The 18,200-nt window shown below is 61.3% G+C and carries 19 protein-coding genes; 12 read left to right on the top strand and 7 right to left on the bottom strand.

Annotated features, from left to right (window positions below; translation table 11 throughout):
* Nucleotides 1-130: 130 nt before the first annotated feature.
* Together NXC24_RS02600 and NXC24_RS02605 are read right to left on the bottom strand one after the other, a co-directional pair.
* Nucleotides 131-1,681, bottom strand: coding sequence for an MDR family MFS transporter (locus tag NXC24_RS02600; RefSeq protein WP_104821880.1), 1,551 nt, complete (start codon nucleotides 1,679-1,681; stop codon nucleotides 131-133).
* Entirely contained in the window at nucleotides 1,678-2,127 is a 450-nt protein-coding gene (locus tag NXC24_RS02605; protein ID WP_104821881.1) for a MarR family transcriptional regulator, read from the bottom strand. Before NXC24_RS02605 ends, NXC24_RS02600 begins: the two co-directional genes overlap by 4 nt.
* A gap of 294 nt (nucleotides 2,128-2,421) precedes the next feature.
* Between NXC24_RS02605 and NXC24_RS02610 the strand changes: the two genes are divergently transcribed.
* A complete protein-coding gene (locus NXC24_RS02610; protein ID WP_104824968.1) occupies nucleotides 2,422-3,114 on the top strand; it encodes a methyltransferase domain-containing protein in 693 nt (230 codons plus the stop codon).
* An 11-nt stretch (nucleotides 3,115-3,125) separates the two neighbouring features.
* Complete coding sequence (locus NXC24_RS02615; protein ID WP_104821882.1) at nucleotides 3,126-3,779, top strand: TetR family transcriptional regulator; 654 nt, start codon at nucleotides 3,126-3,128, stop codon at nucleotides 3,777-3,779.
* Between the two features lie 2 nt (nucleotides 3,780-3,781).
* Here NXC24_RS02615 and NXC24_RS02620 read toward each other — a convergent pair whose 3' ends face one another.
* Nucleotides 3,782-4,711 carry a LysR family transcriptional regulator gene (locus NXC24_RS02620; protein ID WP_104821883.1) on the bottom strand — a complete coding sequence of 310 codons (930 nt, stop codon included), beginning with the start codon at nucleotides 4,709-4,711 and terminating at the stop codon, nucleotides 3,782-3,784.
* A 134-nt stretch (nucleotides 4,712-4,845) separates the two neighbouring features.
* On the opposite strand from NXC24_RS02620, the gene NXC24_RS02625 reads away from it, so the two are divergent.
* The 6 genes from NXC24_RS02625 (at nucleotide 4,846) to NXC24_RS02655 (ending at nucleotide 11,758) form a co-directional block, all read left to right on the top strand.
* A complete protein-coding gene (locus NXC24_RS02625) occupies nucleotides 4,846-5,694 on the top strand; it encodes an oxidoreductase (protein WP_104821884.1) in 849 nt (282 codons plus the stop codon).
* A 28-nt stretch (nucleotides 5,695-5,722) separates the two neighbouring features.
* A complete protein-coding gene (locus NXC24_RS02630) occupies nucleotides 5,723-6,604 on the top strand; it encodes an aldo/keto reductase (protein WP_104821885.1) in 882 nt (293 codons plus the stop codon).
* A 682-nt stretch (nucleotides 6,605-7,286) separates the two neighbouring features.
* The gene (locus NXC24_RS02640; RefSeq protein WP_104824969.1) at nucleotides 7,287-8,591 is read left to right on the top strand and encodes an alpha/beta hydrolase; all 1,305 of its coding nucleotides are present in this window, start codon (nucleotides 7,287-7,289) and stop codon (nucleotides 8,589-8,591) included.
* 140 nt (nucleotides 8,592-8,731) lie between these two features.
* The gene (locus NXC24_RS02645) at nucleotides 8,732-9,979 is read left to right on the top strand and encodes an FAD-dependent oxidoreductase (RefSeq protein WP_104821887.1); all 1,248 of its coding nucleotides are present in this window, start codon (nucleotides 8,732-8,734) and stop codon (nucleotides 9,977-9,979) included.
* A 10-nt stretch (nucleotides 9,980-9,989) separates the two neighbouring features.
* A complete protein-coding gene (locus NXC24_RS02650) occupies nucleotides 9,990-10,700 on the top strand; it encodes an SDR family oxidoreductase (protein WP_104821888.1) in 711 nt (236 codons plus the stop codon).
* A 14-nt stretch (nucleotides 10,701-10,714) separates the two neighbouring features.
* Nucleotides 10,715-11,758, top strand: a complete 1,044-nt coding sequence (locus tag NXC24_RS02655) for a 4-hydroxyproline epimerase (RefSeq protein WP_104821889.1) — start codon at nucleotides 10,715-10,717, stop codon at nucleotides 11,756-11,758.
* 46 nt (nucleotides 11,759-11,804) lie between these two features.
* Here NXC24_RS02655 and NXC24_RS02660 read toward each other — a convergent pair whose 3' ends face one another.
* From NXC24_RS02660 to NXC24_RS02675, 4 genes are all read right to left on the bottom strand, one after another.
* Nucleotides 11,805-12,182 carry a transcriptional regulator gene (locus NXC24_RS02660; RefSeq protein ID WP_245463920.1) on the bottom strand — a complete coding sequence of 126 codons (378 nt, stop codon included), beginning with the start codon at nucleotides 12,180-12,182 and terminating at the stop codon, nucleotides 11,805-11,807.
* Nucleotides 12,183-12,196: 14 nt separating this feature from the next.
* Nucleotides 12,197-12,424: a type II toxin-antitoxin system HigB family toxin gene (locus NXC24_RS02665; RefSeq protein WP_245463921.1), complete on the bottom strand. Its 228-nt coding sequence runs from the start codon at nucleotides 12,422-12,424 to the stop codon at nucleotides 12,197-12,199.
* A 155-nt stretch (nucleotides 12,425-12,579) separates the two neighbouring features.
* Nucleotides 12,580-13,011, bottom strand: a complete 432-nt coding sequence (locus NXC24_RS02670) for an RbsD/FucU family protein (protein WP_104821892.1) — start codon at nucleotides 13,009-13,011, stop codon at nucleotides 12,580-12,582.
* On the bottom strand, nucleotides 12,995-14,242 hold the full coding sequence (locus tag NXC24_RS02675; RefSeq protein WP_104821893.1) for an ROK family transcriptional regulator: 1,248 nt from the start codon (nucleotides 14,240-14,242) through the stop codon (nucleotides 12,995-12,997). The genes NXC24_RS02670 and NXC24_RS02675 overlap by 17 nt, the downstream gene beginning before the upstream one ends.
* Nucleotides 14,243-14,496: 254 nt before the next feature.
* Between NXC24_RS02675 and NXC24_RS02680 the strand changes: the two genes are divergently transcribed.
* The 4 genes from NXC24_RS02680 to NXC24_RS02695 all read left to right on the top strand — a co-directional run bounded on the left by NXC24_RS02680 (nucleotide 14,497) and on the right by NXC24_RS02695 (nucleotide 18,175).
* On the top strand, nucleotides 14,497-15,522 hold the full coding sequence (locus NXC24_RS02680) for a sugar ABC transporter substrate-binding protein (RefSeq protein ID WP_104821894.1): 1,026 nt from the start codon (nucleotides 14,497-14,499) through the stop codon (nucleotides 15,520-15,522).
* 174 nt (nucleotides 15,523-15,696) lie between these two features.
* Nucleotides 15,697-16,761 (top strand): ABC transporter permease, encoded by a 1,065-nt coding sequence (locus NXC24_RS02685; RefSeq protein ID WP_104821895.1) that lies wholly within the window; start codon nucleotides 15,697-15,699, stop codon nucleotides 16,759-16,761.
* Nucleotides 16,737-17,546 (top strand): ATP-binding cassette domain-containing protein, encoded by an 810-nt coding sequence (locus NXC24_RS02690; RefSeq protein WP_199773513.1) that lies wholly within the window; start codon nucleotides 16,737-16,739, stop codon nucleotides 17,544-17,546. Before NXC24_RS02685 ends, NXC24_RS02690 begins: the two co-directional genes overlap by 25 nt.
* Nucleotides 17,543-18,175, top strand: a complete 633-nt coding sequence (locus NXC24_RS02695) for a nucleoside triphosphate hydrolase (RefSeq protein WP_104821896.1) — start codon at nucleotides 17,543-17,545, stop codon at nucleotides 18,173-18,175. Before NXC24_RS02690 ends, NXC24_RS02695 begins: the two co-directional genes overlap by 4 nt.
* Nucleotides 18,176-18,200: the final 25 nt, after the last annotated feature.

The following is an 18,200-nucleotide window of genomic DNA, read 5'->3' on the forward strand; positions in this document are numbered from 1 at the left end:
TGGCTGGTTCCGGCGGCCATCGCGCCGGAAGCTGCCTTTGACGGTCGGTGAACGCACGCCGGACCGGCGGCGCATCAGAGATGCCGCCGACTGTAGGACGAAGGACTTACCCGGGGCTTGTGCGTCGGTTTCAGCGCGGCGGCTGGGCGCCATCGCCGTGATGCGCCTTCAGCGGCAATTCCGGCAGGAACAGCAGCGCAATCAAGGCCAGCGCGACGATGGCGGTTCCGGTGGCGAAGGTCATGGCGATGGCGTGGCGGTAAAGCGCTATGGCCGCGGTGTGGGCTTCCGGCGATGCGGTGGCGAGCTGCTTGAGGCCGCCTTCGGTCAGCGACGATAGACCGTCGGACGAGCCCGTCGCCTGCCGCACGCGATAGGCGAGGATCGCACCGGAGCCGGTGACACCAATGAGGCCGCCGAGCGAACGGAAGAAGGCAAGCGTTGCCGTGCCGACGCCGCGATGGGCAAGGGGCAGCGCATTCTGCACCGCCACCGTCATGGTCGGCATCACCAGCCCGAGCCCCAGGCCGAGCGCGAAGATCGGCGGCTCGATGATCGCGAATCCCTTGCTGGTCGCAATGGCCCAAGAGAGCGTGGCGAAGGCCGCCGTCGCAAGGCCGAGGCCGCAAAGCTGGGCCGGCTTGTAGCGACCGGAACGCTGCAGCAGCACGCGGCCGTTGAGCATGGAGGAGATGACGAAGCCGATCATCAGCGGTCCCGTCAGGAAGCCGGAATGCGAGGGGGTGACGCCCATCACCAACTGGAAGAACAACGGGAAGAACAGGGTCGCGCCGAGCATGCCCATGAAGGTCAGGGCCAGTACGAGGCAGGCGATGACAAACAGTCGGTTGCGGAAGAGATCGGGTGGCAGCACCGGCTCCGGCTCATGCCTGATGTGGAGGACGAAGAGAATTCCGAGGATAAGGGCCGCGGCGCAAAGACCGAGAATTTGCGGCGAATCCCACGGCCATTCATTGCCGCCGAGCGCGAGCGCCAGCAGGAAGCTGGTGGTGCAGGCGGTCAGCAGCATGGCGCCAAGATAGTCGATGCGGCGGCTGCGGGTTTGATGCCGCCGCTTCAAGGCGCGGCCGATCATGACGAGCGCCACTGCGCCGATCGGCAGGTTGACGTAGAAGATCCAATGCCAGGAGAGGAGGTCGGTGATGATACCGCCAAGGATCGGGCCGATCACGCTGCAGACGGCGAAGACGGCGGCGATGGAGCCTTGATTGCGGCCGCGCCTGGCCGGCGGCACGAGGTCGCCGATGATGATTTGTGCCAGGGGCAGCAGCCCGCCGGCGCCAAGGCCCTGAATGGCCCGGAAGATGATGAGCTGCAGCAGCGTTTGCGCCATGCCGCTCAACACCGAGCCGAGAAGGAAGATGAGGATTGCCGCGTAGATCATCGGCTTGCGGCCATATTGGTCGCTGAGCTTGCCGTAGAGCGGCATGGTACTGGTCGAGGCCAGCACATAGGCGCTGACCACCCAGGAGAGATGCGTGACGCCACCGAGATCGCTGACGATGCGCGGCAGGGCGGTGGCGACGATGCTCTGATCGATGGCGCCGAGGCCAAGCACGATCATCAGGCCAAGGATGACAGCACGGATTTCACGGCGGTCAGGCGTATCGCCTTCGGTGGCTGCCGGCCGCGGCGCGACCTGTTGAACGTGTTGGGTCATTGTCCGATGTCTCCGAGCGGGCCGATGGCGGCACGGATGGCAGCGCGCGCCTCAGGTGATAATTTGGCAAGTTCGAAGGCGAGCCAATCGGTCCGCCGCTGCTTTATGCCTTGAATCAGCGCCCGCCCTTTGTCCGTGGCGATTAGACCGCTGCGCCGCCGGTCTTCCGGATCGGGCGCGGAGCGGGTGACGAGGCCCTCACGTTCCATTGCCTTGATATGTCCCGATATCGTCGGCCCGCGCAGCTTCTCCAGCCGCGCCAGCTCCGCGACGCCAATGCCCGGCTGCTGGAGGATGGCGACGAGAAGAAGCGCCTGCAGCGGCGAGATGCCGGGCTCGTCGTTTTCGCGTCGTAATTGTCGATAAAGGCGATGAAGGGCAGGCCGCAGCGCTTCGGCAAGCGCCATTGCCTCTTCAAGTTCCTGAAGATGTCCGCTGTCGCGCATGACGATCCAAAAGATAGATAGGCTTCCTATCTATATACATAACCCACGCTTTCTACTTGCGCAAGCGGTCGAGTCCTTTCGAGCTTTTTCACTTCTTAAAGGCGCCGCCAGATAAATTTGCACTAAACGCAAAAATACAATAATTAAAAAAATGCATTGCCCTGGGATCGCAATTGTGGTTTGCGTATCGGCAATATTGGCCGCGCAATTGCTGGCTGTGCCTTCGAATTGCCACTCTGCTCGGACCTGAATCGCGGCATATTCGATTTCTTTGCTTTAGATTGGATTCCTGGGATGACGACAAAGACGACATGCGCTGATTTCGTGCAGTTCTTCCGGTCCTGGGTAAGCGATCCCATGCGCGTCGCAGCGATTGCGCCGTCCGGCGAGCGGTTGGCCCGGCTGATGACGCAGGAGATCGAACCGCTCGACGGACCGATCCTCGAGCTCGGCCCCGGCACCGGCGTCTTCACGCGCGCGCTGCTCGCCCGCGGCCTTTCCGAGAGTGACTTGACGCTGATTGAGTTTGGCGAAGAATTTGCCGCTCGATTGCGCGGCCGCTTTCCCGAGACGCGCGTGGTGCAAATGGATGCGGCGCAGCTTGACCAATGCGGCCTGTTTGCCGACGCGCCCTTCGGCGCCGTCATCAGCGGCCTGCCGTTGCTCTCCATGTCCCCCGACAAGATCGCCGCAATCGTCGGCGGCGCCTTTGCCACTATGAGGTCCGGCGGCGCTTTCTATCAATTCACCTACGGCCCGCGTTGCCCGGTGTCGCGGTCGATCCTCGATCGTCTCGGCCTGAAAGCGGTGCGCATCGGCAGCACGGTGCGTAACATTCCGCCAGCGGGCGTCTACCGGATTTCACGTAGAAAACCGTTGGAGATCTCGATCGACCGCTCCAAATGTCAGAGCGGTAATGCCGGGCTCGCAGCCTATGCTGCCGAAACCGGCGCGGCCGATCTGGGACGGCCGGAAGCGGGTGCATAGCGGGGTAGTTCATGGCGGACGCGAACGGGATCGACGGCGAAGTGAAGGAAGGCCGGCGCGAACGCAAGCGCCGCCAGACGCGCGAGCGCATCGAAGCGGCGGCGTTGTCGCTGTTCCTCCAGCGCGGCTTCGACGGCACGACGATCGAGGACATCACAGAGGCGGCCGATGTCTCCAAGCGCAGCTTCTTCGATTATTTCCCGAGCAAGGAAGAGGTGGTCTTCGCCTGGCAAGACAGCTTCTCGGATGAACTGGCCGATGCCATCGCCGCACAGCCTAAGAACGCGTCGATCGTCGAGGTCATTGAAGGCGCTTTAACCTCGGCAGTGCTTGCCGCCTCGTCGGATCAGCAGAACTTCGCCATAGCCGCCTTGATCCGCGAGACGCCGGCGCTTTGTGCCCGCGACCAGTTGAAATATGCCAAGCTTGAACAAAAGCTGACGGATGCGCTTTGTGCCCGCTTCGGCGGCGGCGATGAGGAGCAGTTCCGTCTGCGCCTGCTGTCGGCGATCGTGGTCAGCACGTTGCGCGTCGGCGGGGAGCGCTGGAATGAGCGGCCGCAGGAGCTGTCACTGCAGGATTACGCCCATCGCGTGTTCGAAGAGCTCTGGACCGCGCTTGCCGAGTTCGGCACGCTGTTGCGGCAACGCAATCCCGATCGCTGATTTCAGGTCAGAGCGCCCGCCGTCTGCGGCGGTTCGACCTGCCGCCGTTGACGCAGGAAGTCGATGAGCGCCCTGAGCTTTGCCGGTACGCGGCGGCGGTCGGCGTAGTATAGCGTCAAGCCGGCAAGCGCCGGGCTCCAATCGGACAAGATGCGCACCAGCCGCCCGTCGTCCAGAAAGCGGTCGATATAGCCGTTGATCATATAAGCGATGCCGATACCGTCCAATGCTGCCTGCGTCAGCGCGGCGGAATCGTTGAGGATCAGCCGGCCGTTGACCGCAAGTTCGATCTTCTCGCCATTCTTCTCGAATTCCCAGCGCTCGACCTGCCCGCTGGAGGAATGGCGAAAGCCGATGCAATTGTGGTTGAGCAGATCGTGCGGATGTTTCGGAATTCCGTATCGTCCGAGATAGCTGGGCGCGGCAATGATATGGGCTGATATCGCCGGCCCGATCTTCACGGCTACCATGTCGCGCTGCACCAGATCGCCGAAGCGGATGCCGGCGTCGAAGCCCTGGCCGACTATATCGACCAAGGAACCCTCGATGCGCACCTCCAGCTCGATTTCCGGATAGGCATCGAGGAAATCCCTTAGGATCGGTTGAAGCGCGATCATATAGCCGGCGCGCGCCATATTGATGCGCAGCAGTCCGGCGGGCCTGTCGACCGAGTCGCCAAGTTCCTGGGCGGCCGCCGTCAGATCGTGCACGGCGGGGACGACGCGTTCGAGATAGCGCTGGCCTGCCTCGGTCAGGCTAACGCTGCGGGTGGTGCGATTGAAAAGTGCAAGCCGCATTCGGCCTTCCAGTTTGCTGATCGACTGGCTGACCGCCGAGGGCGACACGCCGAGCCGCACGGCGGCTGCCGAAAAGCTCTTTTCCTCCGCGACGATGACGAAGGTCACCAGCCCGTCCAACACGTCCTGACGCATATGCGCTCTCCGAACGACGCCTCGTTTTCCTCCGAGATTAATCAGTTTTTCTAAAAGGGTCATCTTGGATTGATGAGATTATCGAAAATGTCATCTCGGCCTATCTTGATCGCACTCAGCACGGAGATATCGCCATGTCCGATACAAAGTCCGATACCCAAATACTTTTCATCACCGGCGTTTCCTCCGGTTTCGGCCGGGCGCTGGCCGAAGCCGCCCTTGCCGCCGGCCATAAGGTCGTCGGCACGCTGCGCAAGGAAGCCGACCGCGCGGCATTCGAAGCGCTGAAGCCGGGCTTCGCCTTCGGCAAACTGCTCGACGTCACCGACACCGCCGCCATTGCGCCCGTCATCGCTGAGGTCGAGAAGGAGATCGGCGCAATCGACGTTCTCGTCAACAATGCCGGCTATGGGCATGAGGGTCTGGTCGAGGAATCGACGATCGATGAGCTGCGCCGTCAGTTCGAGGTCAACGTCTTCGGTCCTGTCGCCGTCATCCAGGCGGTGCTGCCCTATATGCGCAAGCGCCGGGCCGGCCGTATCCTTAACATCACCTCGATGGGCGGCCTCATCACGCTACCCGGCATTTCCTTCTATCATGGCAGCAAATTCGCTTTGGAAGGAATTTCCGAAAGCCTCGGCAAAGAGGTCAAGAGTTTCGGCATCCATGTAACTGCCATCGAGCCGGGCGGCTTCCGCACCGATTGGGCCGGCCGCTCGATGGTGCGTGCCGAGCGCTCGATCCCCGATTACGACGAAATCTTCGAACCGCTGCGCCAGCGCCGCCTCGAACGCAGCGGCAAGCAGCCCGGTGACCCGAAGAAGGCGGCACAAGTTATGCTGCAGCTCATTGCATCGGAAAACCCACCGACCCATCTTCTGTTAGGTCGCGACGCCATCAGTCTCGTTCGCGAAAAGCTCGGCCTGCTCAAGACCGAGTTCGACGCCTGGGAACAGGTCTCGGCTTCCACGGATTTCGAATAACGTCAACCAGACTATAGGGACGAAAATCATGACAGATTTAAACGCAGCCAAGTCCGGTCAATTCAAGATCGGCGGCGACCTCACCGTCAATCGTCTCGGTTTCGGCGCTATGCGCATCACCGGTTCCGGCATATGGGGCGAGCCGGCGGACCACGATGAATCCATACGCACCCTGAAGCGCCTACCGGAACTCGGCATAGACTTCATCGATACGGCTGATTCCTATGGCCCTGACGTCTCCGAACGTCTGATCAAGGAAGCCCTCCACCCCTATGGCGACAAGGTAGTCATCGCCACCAAGGGAGGTCTGACCCGCACCGGCCCCGACGTGTGGATTCCTCTGGGCCGCCCGGAATATCTGATTCAGCAGGCGCATAAGAGCCTGCGCAATCTCGGTGTCGAACAGATTGATCTCTGGCAGCTTCACCGCATCGACCCCAAGGTGCCCGCCGCCGAACAGTTCGACGCCGTCAAGTCGCTGCTCGATGCCAAGATCATCCGTCATGCGGGCCTCAGCGAAGTGTCGGTCGCCGACATCGAAGCCGCTTCGAAGCGTTTCAAGGTGGCGACGGTCCAGAACCGCTACAATCTCGTCGACCGCACCAGCGAAGACGTGCTCGATTATTGCACAAGGCACAATATCGGCTTCATCCCCTGGTTCCCGCTTGCCGCTGGCGACCTCGCCAAGGAAGGCTCGCTGCTCGACATCATCGCAAAGAAGCATGGCGCTGCTCCGAGCCAGATCGCGCTCGCCTGGGTCCTGAAGCGCAGCCCGGTCATGCTGCCTATCCCCGGCACCGGCAAGGTCAAACATCTAGAAGAGAACACGGCGGCGGTAAATATCACGCTGTCGTATGAAGAGTTTTCGGCGCTGGATGCCGAAGGCAAGAAGGCATTTGCCGCTGCTTGATGGCTGCCTGGACTGAATGAAAGAGCGGCCGCTGACGAAGCGGCCGCTCTTTTTTGATCATATCGACCCGACGTAGAAACTCGCCGCTCCATCGCCGCGAATCAGTGACGGATGAGAGCGATCGCCCGCGCTATTTCAGCGGCGACGATGCCACCAGATTCGGCAGCGCGTGCCGTAAGATGACGAATCACGACGATGTGAATGTCATGCGTTCCCATTTTACGACTGCAAAATAGGCGGAGAAATGCGAAATTGCACATGATATGCGGCATTTCCGGGCCTTCTGGATAAAAGCTTTGCGTTCGGCGCATTGCTGCATTGCGAAAGCCGGTCTGTTAATGCCTGCCAGACGGTTATATCTACTACCTCGAAGGCAGCGCACCTCCTCCTCCCAGCGCTCCTTCATCGATTGGCAACACTCCTCCTCCTCCCAGTTGCCAATCAGGATCAAGAGCCCGATGCATCCTCCTCCCGCATCGGGCTCTTTTTATTTTCCGGGTTTCTCGGGTTCCCGCCGACGTCTTGACGGCCGCAATCTTTCCAACCCACCGTTGCGCCTTTGCCTCGCTGTTGTGAATTAGCGCCTCGTCACGTTGCAAAGACAGCGAACGCCGCTTGCACCGTTACCTTCCATAGGTATGTTAACGGCGATATTGGAGCTGCGATGAAGAGGGTTGGCGCGATGCAGCGCATGGAAGATGCTGGCCAATGGGGGAAGGCCCTCTTCCGGGCGATCGCCGTCATTGCGGCGCTGTCTCTGACCGCCTGCGGCGGCCGTCCGATCGGCGTCATGCAGCCGGTCGCCGACAATATTCCGGGCACCTCAAAGGTCGATCTGCTAGTCGCCACCACGCGCCTGCCGGATGAGGATCCGGCGATCTTGTTTTCAGGAGAGCGCGGCCCTGGCTTGAAGGTGGATGCGGTCAGCGTCTCTATCCCGCCGGAGGCCAATCGCAAGGTCGGTCAGGTACAATGGCCGAGCCGTCTGCCCGGCAATCCCCTAAAGAATTTCGTCACCACCTCCGTCCAGCCGCTGATGAGTGTGGCCGACAATCAGGCCTGGCTGCGCACGCATCTGCCGAAGAACAAGCGCGTGCTGATTTTCGTGCACGGATTCAACAACCGCTATGAGGATTCGGTCTATCGCTTCGCTCAGATCGTCCATGACTCTCATGCCGATGTCGCGCCGGTCGTTTTCACCTGGCCGTCGCGGGCCAGCATTTTCGACTATGCCTACGACAAGGAAAGCGCCAATTATTCCCGCGACGCGCTGGAAGAACTGCTGCGTCGCGCCTCCTCCAATCCCTCTGTCGGCGATATCACCGTCATGGCCCACTCCATGGGCACCTGGCTCGCTGTCGAGGCCTTGAGGCAGATGGCGATCCGCGACGGCCGTGTCGCGCCGAAGATCAAGAATGTCATCCTCGCGTCTCCCGACCTCGACGTTGATGTCTTCGGCCAGCAATTTAGGGCGCTCGGCAAGGACAGGCCGCATTTTACCCTATTCGTCTCGCGCGATGACCGGGCGCTCTCGCTGTCGCGCCGCATCTCCGGCAATGTCGACCGCCTTGGCCAGATCGACCCGAGCGCCGAGCCCTATCGCAGCGCTCTGGAAAAAGAGGGCATCACCGTGCTCGATCTCACCAAGCTCAAGACCGGCGACAGTCTGAACCACGGCAAATTCGCCGAGAGCCCGGAAGTGGTCAAGCTGATCGGCGACCGGCTGATCGAGGGACAGACCATCACCGATTCCGATGTCGGCATCGGCGAAGCGGTCGGCGCGGTTGCCATCGGTGCGGCGCAGACGGTCGGTAGCGCGGCCAGCGTCGCCGTCAGTGCGCCGATCGCCATCTTCGATCCGCGCACCCGCCAGAATTACGGCGAGCAGATCCGCCGCCTTGGCGCATCCGCCGGCAATACCGTCGGCTCTGTCGGCGACAGCGTTGAGACGACCGGCAGCAGCGTCGGCACGGTGATCGGCCAATAGTTATTCTCGTGTATCCACCGGCCATGGATTTGCGCGTGGCCGGTCGTTCTCCAGCAAAAACCTCATAGCCACACCTCCTGATCTGATATATCACGGAATCGCGTCAAATCGAGCTGACGCTCTGCGGGTGGATTTGAGGAATGGACGAAAACAGGCGGGCGGTCGTCGTTGTCGGCGCCGGCATTATTGGCGTGGCGATCGCCTTCGAATTGCAGCGGCGCGGCCGGCAGGTGACGCTCGTGGACAAGGGCGAGCCAGGTGAGGGCGCCTCCTTCGGCAATATGGCGAGCATCGCCCTCGATTTCGCTGCCAGTTCCGGCCCGTCCACTTGGGCGAAAATTCCGGGCTGGCTGCTGGACCCGGAAGGTCCGGTTTGGCTGAGGCCGTCCTATGCGCTGAAGATGCTACCCTGGTTCCTGCGCTTCGTCGCCGCCGGTCGGCCCTCTCGGTTGAGGGAGATCGAAGATGCCGGCATGAGCCTGTCTCGCCACGCTCTCGGCGATTTCAGGACGATGCTCGATGCCATCGGTGCCCTGGACCTGATGACGGAAGAAGGCTGCCTGGCCATCTACGAGACCGAATCGGAGTTTGCCGGCGACCGTGGCCATATCGAGCTAATGCGGCGTTATGGTTTCGAGCACAAGGTTCTCTCCGGCACGGAAATCCGCGGCTATGAACCGGCTCTGTCGCCGAAGATCGCCAAGGCGGTGCTGCTGCCGGATAACAAGTCGATCCGCGATCCCTATCAGCTCGTCCTCAAGCTGGTGGATGCCGCAAAGGCGCTCGGTGTCACCTTCACCTCCGGCGCGGTCCAGACCGCCGAGCGCCAGGCAAATGGCGCGGTCTCGGTGCTTCTCGAAGGCGGGCGTCGGCTGGAGGCCAATGATGTCGTACTCGCCGCCGGTGTCCATACGCGCTTTATCGCGTCGGCGCTTGGCGAGCCGATCCCGCTCGAGACAGAACGCGGCTATCACACGCAGATTATGAAGCCTGGCATTGCCATGCGCTATTCGATCATCTGGCCGCACCGCGCCTTCATGGTGACCCCAACGGCCGGCGGCATTCGCGTCGGCGGCAATGTCGAATTGGCGGGCCTTGACGCGCCCCCGGATTTTCGCCGCCCGCGCATCCTCGTCCGTCACGCCCAGCGGGCGCTGCCGGGGCTGCAGGTGGAGGATGCCAAGGACTGGATGGGCCATCGCCCGGCGCTGCCCGACACGATCCCGATCATCTCGCCGTCCTCGCGCATTCCCGGCGTCTGGTATGCCACCGGCCACGGCCATCTGGGACTGACCTTTTCGGCGACGACAGCAAGGTTGATGGCCGATATGATGACAGGCGTCACGCCCGAGGTCGACATGACCCCGTTCCGTATCAATCGCTATTAGGAGGAAACAGATGTCCGAAACCGAAAAGCCTGTTGCGCTAATCACCGGCGGCGGCCGCGGCATGGGCGAAGCCATCGCTCGCGAACTCTCGGCGAGCGGCTATCGTCTCGCGTTGATGTCGCCCTCGGAAAGCTGCGAGAAGCTGGCCTCTGAACTCGGCGGTGTCGCCTCGCGCGGCGTCGCCGAAAAAGCCGAGGATATCCAGGCGATCTTCGACCTGACGATGAAGAGCTACGGCCGCATCGACGCCGTGGTCAACCATACCGGCCACCCGCCGAAGGGCGATCTGCTCGATATCTCGGACGAGAGCTGGACGCTTGGTTCCGATATGATGATCCTGTCGCTAGTGCGTATGGCGAGGCTGGTCACGCCGGTCATGCTGAAGCAGGGCAAGGGCGCTTTCGTCAACATTACCACGTTCGCGGCCTACGAACCCTCTTTGATTTTCCCGGTCTCCTGCACCTACCGCGCCGCGGCCGGCGCCTTCACCAAGCTTTATTCGGATCGGTATGCGGCCGATAATATCCGCATGAACTGCATTCTGCCCGGCTACATCGACAGCCTGAATCACAAGCCGGAAACCGCCGACAAGGTGCCGATGAAGCGTATCGGCCTGATGAGCGAGATCGCCAAGACCGCGGCCTTCCTGCTTTCCGACGGCGCCGGCTATATCACCGGCCAGAATATCCGCGTCGATGGCGGCATCACCCGTCACGTCTGATTGGAGTTACCGACATGAGATGGAAGCGCACGATCCAGTTGCTCGACGTTCATTGCGAAGGTGAAATCGGCAAGGTCGCGATCGGCGGCGTGCCGAAGATCCCCGGCAATACGATCGCCGAGCAGCTACAATGGTTGAACACCGATCCGAAGGGCGAGGAATTGCGCCGCTTCCTGGTGCTGGAGCCGCGCGGCGCACCGATCGGCTCCGTCAACCTGCTGCTGTCAGCCAAGCATCCCGATGCTGATGCCGGCTTCATCATCCTGCAGCCAGATCAGGCACATGCGAGCTCCGGCTCCAATTCAATCTGCGTGACGACGGCGCTGCTCGAATCCGGCATCGTCGAGATGAAAGAACCGGAAACTGTGGTTACGCTCGACACCGCCGCTGGCCTGGTGCGGGCGACCGCCACCTGCTGTGAAGGCCGCTGCGAGAAGGTGCGGCTTACCATGGTTCCGTCCTTTGTGCATGAGCTGGACGTGCAGATCGACACGCCGCATTGGGGCAGGATCGAGCTCGACCTCTGCTATGGCGGCATTTTTTACGCGCTGGTCGATGTCGGTCAGGTCAATCTGACGATCGAGAAGGCCAACGCCGCATCGCTCGTGCAGGCCGGCATGATCCTGAAGGACCTGATCAATCGCGCAATCCCAGTGGTGCATCCGGAAATTCCGGCGATCTCCGGCGTCGCCTATGTCATGTTCCGGGATGTCGATGCCGATGGCGCGGTCCGCACCTGCACGACCATGTGGCCCGGCCGCGCCGACCGTTCGCCCTGCGGCACGGGCAGTTCCGCCAACCTCGCCACGCTGCATGCCCGCGGCAAGGCCAAGGTCGGCGATATCTTCAAATCCCGCTCGATCATCGGCTCGGAATTCGAGGTCGGCTTGCACGCGGTCACGGAAGTTGCCGGCAAACCTGCCATCATCCCCACCATCACCGGCCGCGGCTTCACCTTCGGTCTCAGCCAGGTGGCGCTCGATCCCTTCGATCCAATGGCGAACGGTTTTGCCATGACGGACGTCTGGGGGCCGTCGGCGGGGGATATCAAGGGATAATATATCTGGATATCCGGTGATCCGAAGCGATCCGCTTTGGATCACCTCACGCGACCAGATCGCCCACAAGCGCGCCCACTGGAATATGCCAGGCACGGCTAATCTTCTTGATCTGATCGAGGTTGATTTCCCGACGGCCGTTCAGGAGGTCGGCAACCCTGGCCTTTGAGCCAATGATTTCGACGAGATCCGCGCGGGTGTAGTTGTTTGTCATCATTACGGATTTGATCACATCGACCGGCGAGGCGCGTGGGATTGGATAATGCTTTGCCTCGTATTCTTCGATAAACAGCACGAGCGCATCGAAATGTGCGGCTTCAGGAGTATCGGCTTCAGGTTCATTTTCGAAATATGGCCGTACCGCCTTCAGCGCGGCTTCATATTCCTCTTCAGTCTGCAAGGTGCGAAGGGCACCGAGATCCATCATAGCGGCCTCCCTTACAATTTTGCCACGTCTATGGCGTCATATTCAGCATGTGTTCCAACGAACAGGATAAACACGCGCTTTGTGCGAAATCCGACAAGACCAACGATCCGATACTTATTGCCGCCCACATCGAAGACGATTTTGCCATTCGTCACATAGTCGGCGGAATTGAATGTCGCCTTCAACTCGGAGAAGTTGTTCCAGTCGGCGTCCGATGTCGTCGTATGCCAATCTGCCATTGCCGCCTCTGCGGTCGCTTGCTGCCCTTTCGGAAGCCGCGCGCAAAATTTGATCAGTGCGGATTTGGCAATGACTCGCATTGTTCATCTATAGAGTGTTCCCAAAATGGAAACAAGAGTAGTTTCCATTTTGGGAATCATGACTATAGCCGAGTTTAGCGGGGATAGATCACACCCTTGCGCAGAATGATATTTCCATAAAGCCGCGGCTCGCTGGTCTGCACCAGCGCATGCGCCTGCTTCACCCGCTCGTAGAATTCAGCCGGCAGCAGCGGCACCACCTTGATGTCGGGAACATGCCGCGCGCAAACGTCGACCATTTCCACATGCACGGGATCGAGGGCATCGCGGTCCTGCTTGACCGTCGCGCGGAAAATCGCCTGCGGTACGAAATCGTCGATCGGCAGCACGCTCAGCACGGCATCGAGCACCCGGACGACGTCGTGGCCATCGAGGCGGATCAGGCGGCGGGCATGTTCGAGACCCGGATAATTGCCGTCGACGAGGGCGATTTCATCGCCGTGTCCCATGGCGCGCAGCGTCGCCAGGAGGTCGGGGCTCAATAGTGGGTCAATGCCCTTCAACATGGTCTATCTCCTTGAAAAGTATGTTTTGGTCGATGAGATAGCGCGCGAAAATCGGCAGGCTGGCGCCGCCGATGGCACGCGCCTGCGGCCCCACTGCGCCTTCGATAATTTCCGGCATGACGACGCCTTGCAGGTCGAGGTCCGAGGCCGCTTTGATGGTGGCGCGCACGACCCGTTCGCGCACCCAGTCGGGAAAGCCGCCGTCGATGATGGCAGCGCTGAAATCGATAATGGATGCGGCGGCGACGATCGCCTGCGCCAGCGCCTTGGCGGTGTCCTGGATCCAGGTTTCCAGCGGCTCGCCGAAGTCGATCCAGTTGTCCGCCGAATACCAGAGCGGCCTCGGATCGAAGCCGCGATCCCTCAGCAGGTTTTCGAGCACGAAGATCGAGGCGATGTCGAGCAACTGCCGAGTTTCGCCATTGCGCCCTCGCACAGGCAGGGGGCCGAGCGCACCCGCCGTTCCGGTCCGCCCCACGAAAATCGAGGAGTTCAGAACGATGCCGCCGCCGAGGAAGGAACCGATGAAAAGATAGACGAAATCCGGATAGCGCGGGCCGACGCCGAAGACGAGTTCGGCGCCGCAGGCGCTGGTGGCGTCGTTCTGCAGATAGACGAGATAGGGCACGCGGGCGGCGACCTCCGCCTGCAGGTCGAACCCGCGCCAGGCCTCCATCGCTCCATCGGGTGCACCGACTTCTTCCGCCCAGTTCCAGAGTTCGAAGGGGGCAGCGATGCCGACTCCGGCAAGCCGGCGACGCTCCTCGCTGCTGAGGCGCGCTTCAAGTTCCGCAATGCCTGACGTGACGAAGGACATAATGTCCTGCGGCAGTGGGTAAGGGTAGATCTGGTGAAGCTGCATTCGTATGTGGCCGACGAAATCCATCAGCACGAGATCGGCGCTGCGCCTGCCGATCTTGACGCCGAAGGAGAGCACTGCATCCGGATTGAGCCGCATCGGAATGGAAGGTTGCCCCACGCGCCCGCGCACGGGATCACCGCGCGACAGCAGCCCGTCTTTCTCCAGCGCCCGCATAATGACGGAGACCGTCTGCGCCGACAGCCCGCTGCGCCGCGCAATCTCCGCCTTCGACAGCGCGCCGTGACGGCGCACCAGCGACAACACCAGCCGTTCGTTATGCGCGCGCACGCGCACCTGGTTCGCGCCCCCGCTGGGGTCGAGAATCGAGGGTGATGTCGGTGTATCCGCCGGGTCTTGCAGGGGAGACATTGGCCCGCTCCTTCCATCATGGCCATGCCGCATTTTTCAGCAACATGCCACATCCAATTAATAATTCAATCCGATTTATTTATTGACAGGACGAAATCTTTAGGTTCAGATGTGGGCGTTGGAGGACGTGCCATGGCCTTGGAGGCGGCCAATCTGGAAGAAATCTAAGCAGGCATGGTGCGTCTTTATCCGGACTCCGAGCGAGCCGGGGCAACCGGAAAAGTTCCGGTCTATTCAAATTTTGGGAGGATTGAATGAAGAAATCAGTTGTTTCCGCAGCATTCGCCGCTCTGGCGATCGGTGTCGTCTTTGCCGCGCCGGCCAACGCTGCCAACGTTTCCGCCTGCCTCATCACCAAGACGGACACGAACCCCTTCTTCGTTAAGATGAAGGAAGGTGCTACCGCCAAGGCCAAGGAACTCGGCGTGACGCTGAAGTCCTATGCCGGCAAGATCGACGGTGACAGCGAAAGCCAGGTCGCTGCGGTCGAAAGCTGCATCGCCGAAGGCGCCAAGGGCATTCTGATCGCCGCTTCCGATACCAAGGGCATCGTACCGACGGTCAAGAAGGCGCGTGACGCGGGCCTCCTGGTCATCGCGCTCGACACGCCGCTGGATCCGGCTGACGCCGCCGACGCGACTTTCGCCACCGACAATCTTCTCGCCGGCAAGCTGATTGGCGAGTGGGCCAACAAGACCCTCGGCGCTAAGGCCAAGGACGCCAAGATCGGCTTCCTCGACCTGACGCCGTCGCAGCCGACCGTCGACGTCCTGCGCGACCAGGGCTTCATGATCGGCTTCGGCATCGACCCGAAGGACCCGAACAAGATCGGCGACGAGAATGATCCGCGTATCGTCGGTCATGACGTCACCAACGGCAACGAAGAAGGCGGCCGCAAGGCCATGGAAAACCTTCTGCAGAAGGACTCCAGCATCAACGTCATCCACACGATCAACGAGCCGGCCGCTATCGGTGCCTATCAGGCGCTGAAGGCCGTTGGCCTGGAAAAGCAGGTCCTGATCGTCTCGGTTGACGGCGGTTGCCCGGGCGTCAAGTCGGTCAAGGATGGCGTGATCGGTGCGACTTCGCAGCAGTATCCGCTGATGATGGCCGCTCTCGGCGTCGAAGCGATCAAGAAGTTCGCCGACACCGGCGAGAAGCCGAAGCCGACCCCAGGCAAGTCCTTCTTCGACACCGGCGTTTCGCTGGTGACGGACAAGCCGGTTACCGGCCTGAAATCCATCGACACCAAGGAAGGCACCGCGAAGTGCTGGGGCTAAGCCTCGTCCTGGGTTTGGCATGATCCTGTCCGAAGGCCGTTTTCACATCCACTGATGCGGCTCTTCGGATTGGGGCTATGCCTTCGTCATACCAACGCCGGCCGGGCTTGAGCTTCGGCCGGTTTCAACACCCGGCGGTTTCCGCGTAGTTCGGCGCGGTTGCGGAGGAAAACAATGACCGGAGCACAGGAATTCGAGCGTGTTCTCGACGGCAGCGACAAGAACGTTGCCTCGTTCGAGCACCAGGATGTCACTATTCTCAAACGCACACAGCATTTCTTGCATTCGACGCCGGCCGCGGTGCCATTGATCGTATTGGTGGTGGCAATCATCGTCTTCGGCATTGCCATCGGCGGGCGCTTCTTCTCCGCCTACACGCTGACTCTCGTCCTGCAGCAGATCGCTGTCGTCGGTATTCTCGGCGCGGCGCAGACGCTGGTCATCCTGACCGCCGGCATCGATCTGTCGATCGGCGTGATCATGGTCATTTCCGCTGTCATCATGGGCAACTGCGCCATAACCTATGGCATGCCGACGCCGATTGCCGTTCTTGCCGGCATGCTCGCGGGCGGCGTGTGCGGGTTGCTCAACGGTTTCCTTGTCGCCACCATGAAGCTGCCGCCGTTCATCGTGACGCTCGGCACCTGGAACATCGTCATGGCGACGAATTTCATCTATTCCGCCAATGAGACCATTCGCGACACCGATGTCGACGAACAAGCGCCGCTCCTGCATTTCTTCGCCATCAGCTTCCGCCTTGGCGGCGCGGTGCTGACGCTCGGCGTCATCGCCATGGTGCTCCTGGTAGTGGGCCTATGGTATGTGCTCAATCACACGGCTTGGGGCCGGCATGTCTATGCCGTCGGCGACGATCCGGAAGCGGCAAAATTGTCCGGTATCCAGACCAAGAAGGTGCTGCTTGCCGTCTATGGTGTTTCGGGACTGATCGCAGCGTTTGCCGCTTGGGTCTCGATCGGCCGCAACGGTTCGATCTCGCCATCCTCGGCCGTGACGGATTTCAATCTTCAGGCAATTACCGCGACCGTGATCGGCGGCATCTCGCTCTTCGGTGGCCGCGGTTCGATCCTCGGCACGCTGTTCGGCGCGATGATCGTCGGCGTGGTGTCCATGGGCCTCAACATGCTCGGAGCTGACCCGCAGTGGAAGGTTCTTCTGACTGGCGTGCTGATCATCGGCGCCGTCGCGATCGATCAATGGATCAGAAAGGTGTCGGCATGACCACGACTGGCGAACCCCTTCTCACAGCCCGCGGCCTCATCAAGCGTTATGGACGCGTGACCGCCCTCGACAATGCCGATTTCGACCTCTATCCCGGCGAAATCCTTGCCGTCATCGGCGATAACGGCGCCGGCAAATCCTCGCTGATCAAGGCGATTTCCGGCGCGACCACGCCCGATGAAGGCGAGATCAGGCTGGAGGGGAAACCCGTCCACTTCAGATCGCCGATGGAAGCGCGCGAGGCCGGCATCGAGACGGTGTACCAGAACCTGGCGCTGTCGCCGGCGCTCTCGATCGCGGACAATATGTTCCTCGGCCGCGAGATCCGGAAGCCCGGTATCCTTGGCTCCTGGTTCCGCATGCTGGACCGGCCGGCGATGGAAAAGCGCGCCCGCGACAAGCTCACCGAGCTCGGCCTGATGACGATCCAGAACATCAACCAGGCGGTGGAAACGCTCTCAGGCGGCCAGCGCCAGGGTGTGGCGGTGGCACGCGCCGCTGCCTTCGGTTCCAAGGTCGTCATCATGGACGAGCCGACGGCCGCTCTTGGCGTCAAGGAAAGCCGCAAGGTGCTGGAGCTTATTCTGGACGTGCGTGCCCGTGGCTTGCCGATCGTGTTGATCTCGCACAATATGCCGCATGTCTTCGAGGTGGCGGATCGCATCCATATCCATCGCCTCGGGCGTCGTCTGACCGTGATCAATCCCAAGGAATATTCCATGTCGGATGCCGTTGCCTTCATGACCGGCGCCAAGGCGCCGCCGGCAGAGACAGTCGCCGCATGAGTTCGGTGCTTGAGGGAATCGCCGACGAGATTATCGGGCGCGCCGCTGGCGCAAAACGGTTTCTCGTCGCGATTGCCGGCCCGCCCGGCGCCGGCAAATCGACGCTGGCGGACAATGTGGCCAAGGCGCTCAAAGCCAAGGGTGAGAGCGCCGAGGTCCTGCCGATGGACGGCTTCCACATGGACAATGCCGTCCTGATCGAAAAGGGTCTGCTGAAGCGCAAGGGTGTTCCCGAAAGCTTCGACGTCCGCGCCTTTCTCGATATCGTCAAAGCGGTGCGAGCGGCCGATCAGGAGGTGCTGGTACCGGTCTTCGATCGCTCACGTGAGATCGCCATCGCGTCGGCCCGCATCGTCTCCCCCGATCACCGTTTCATCGTCATCGAGGGCAACTACCTGCTCTTCAGCCAGGGCAAATGGGCGGAGCTGGAAGGCATGTTCGACTATTCGATCATGCTGGCGCCGCCGATCGAGGTCTTGGAGCAACGGCTCTGGGAGCGTTGGAGGGGCTATGACCTCGACGACGAGGCCGCCGGTGCCAAGGTCTACGGCAACGACCTGCCGAACGGCCGGCTGATCCTCGAGAACCGCCGTCCGGCCGATTTTACCATCGATATCGTGCAGGGCTGAACTCCGCTGTCATTTACACGTCATC

The organism is Rhizobium sp. NXC24 (assembly GCF_002944315.1).
Classification (GTDB): Bacteria; Pseudomonadota; Alphaproteobacteria; order Rhizobiales; family Rhizobiaceae; genus Rhizobium.

Bases quoted from the DNA above. Each gene is read 5' to 3' on its own strand.
- NXC24_RS02615 (WP_104821882.1), top strand. From the start codon at position 3,126: ATGGCGGACGCGAACGGGATCGACGGCGAAGTGAAGGAAGGCCGGCGC.
- NXC24_RS02655 (WP_104821889.1), top strand. From the start codon at position 10,715: ATGAGATGGAAGCGCACGATCCAGTTGCTCGACGTTCATTGCGAAGGT.
- NXC24_RS02610 (WP_104824968.1), top strand. From the start codon at position 2,422: ATGACGACAAAGACGACATGCGCTGATTTCGTGCAGTTCTTCCGGTCC.
- NXC24_RS02625 (WP_104821884.1), top strand. From the start codon at position 4,846: ATGTCCGATACAAAGTCCGATACCCAAATACTTTTCATCACCGGCGTT.
- NXC24_RS02680 (WP_104821894.1), top strand. From the start codon at position 14,497: ATGAAGAAATCAGTTGTTTCCGCAGCATTCGCCGCTCTGGCGATCGGT.
- NXC24_RS02695 (WP_104821896.1), top strand. From the start codon at position 17,543: ATGAGTTCGGTGCTTGAGGGAATCGCCGACGAGATTATCGGGCGCGCC.
- NXC24_RS02640 (WP_104824969.1), top strand. From the start codon at position 7,287: ATGCAGCGCATGGAAGATGCTGGCCAATGGGGGAAGGCCCTCTTCCGG.
- NXC24_RS02650 (WP_104821888.1), top strand. From the start codon at position 9,990: ATGTCCGAAACCGAAAAGCCTGTTGCGCTAATCACCGGCGGCGGCCGC.
- NXC24_RS02670 (WP_104821892.1), bottom strand. From the start codon at position 13,011: ATGTTGAAGGGCATTGACCCACTATTGAGCCCCGACCTCCTGGCGACG.
- NXC24_RS02690 (WP_199773513.1), top strand. From the start codon at position 16,737: ATGGATCAGAAAGGTGTCGGCATGACCACGACTGGCGAACCCCTTCTC.
- NXC24_RS02620 (WP_104821883.1), bottom strand. From the start codon at position 4,711: ATGCGTCAGGACGTGTTGGACGGGCTGGTGACCTTCGTCATCGTCGCG.
- NXC24_RS02645 (WP_104821887.1), top strand. From the start codon at position 8,732: ATGGACGAAAACAGGCGGGCGGTCGTCGTTGTCGGCGCCGGCATTATT.
- NXC24_RS02675 (WP_104821893.1), bottom strand. From the start codon at position 14,242: ATGTCTCCCCTGCAAGACCCGGCGGATACACCGACATCACCCTCGATT.
- NXC24_RS02605 (WP_104821881.1), bottom strand. From the start codon at position 2,127: ATGCGCGACAGCGGACATCTTCAGGAACTTGAAGAGGCAATGGCGCTT.
- NXC24_RS02660 (WP_245463920.1), bottom strand. From the start codon at position 12,182: ATGGATCTCGGTGCCCTTCGCACCTTGCAGACTGAAGAGGAATATGAA.
- NXC24_RS02630 (WP_104821885.1), top strand. From the start codon at position 5,723: ATGACAGATTTAAACGCAGCCAAGTCCGGTCAATTCAAGATCGGCGGC.
- NXC24_RS02665 (WP_245463921.1), bottom strand. From the start codon at position 12,424: ATGGCAGATTGGCATACGACGACATCGGACGCCGACTGGAACAACTTC.
- NXC24_RS02600 (WP_104821880.1), bottom strand. From the start codon at position 1,681: ATGACCCAACACGTTCAACAGGTCGCGCCGCGGCCGGCAGCCACCGAA.
- NXC24_RS02685 (WP_104821895.1), top strand. From the start codon at position 15,697: ATGACCGGAGCACAGGAATTCGAGCGTGTTCTCGACGGCAGCGACAAG.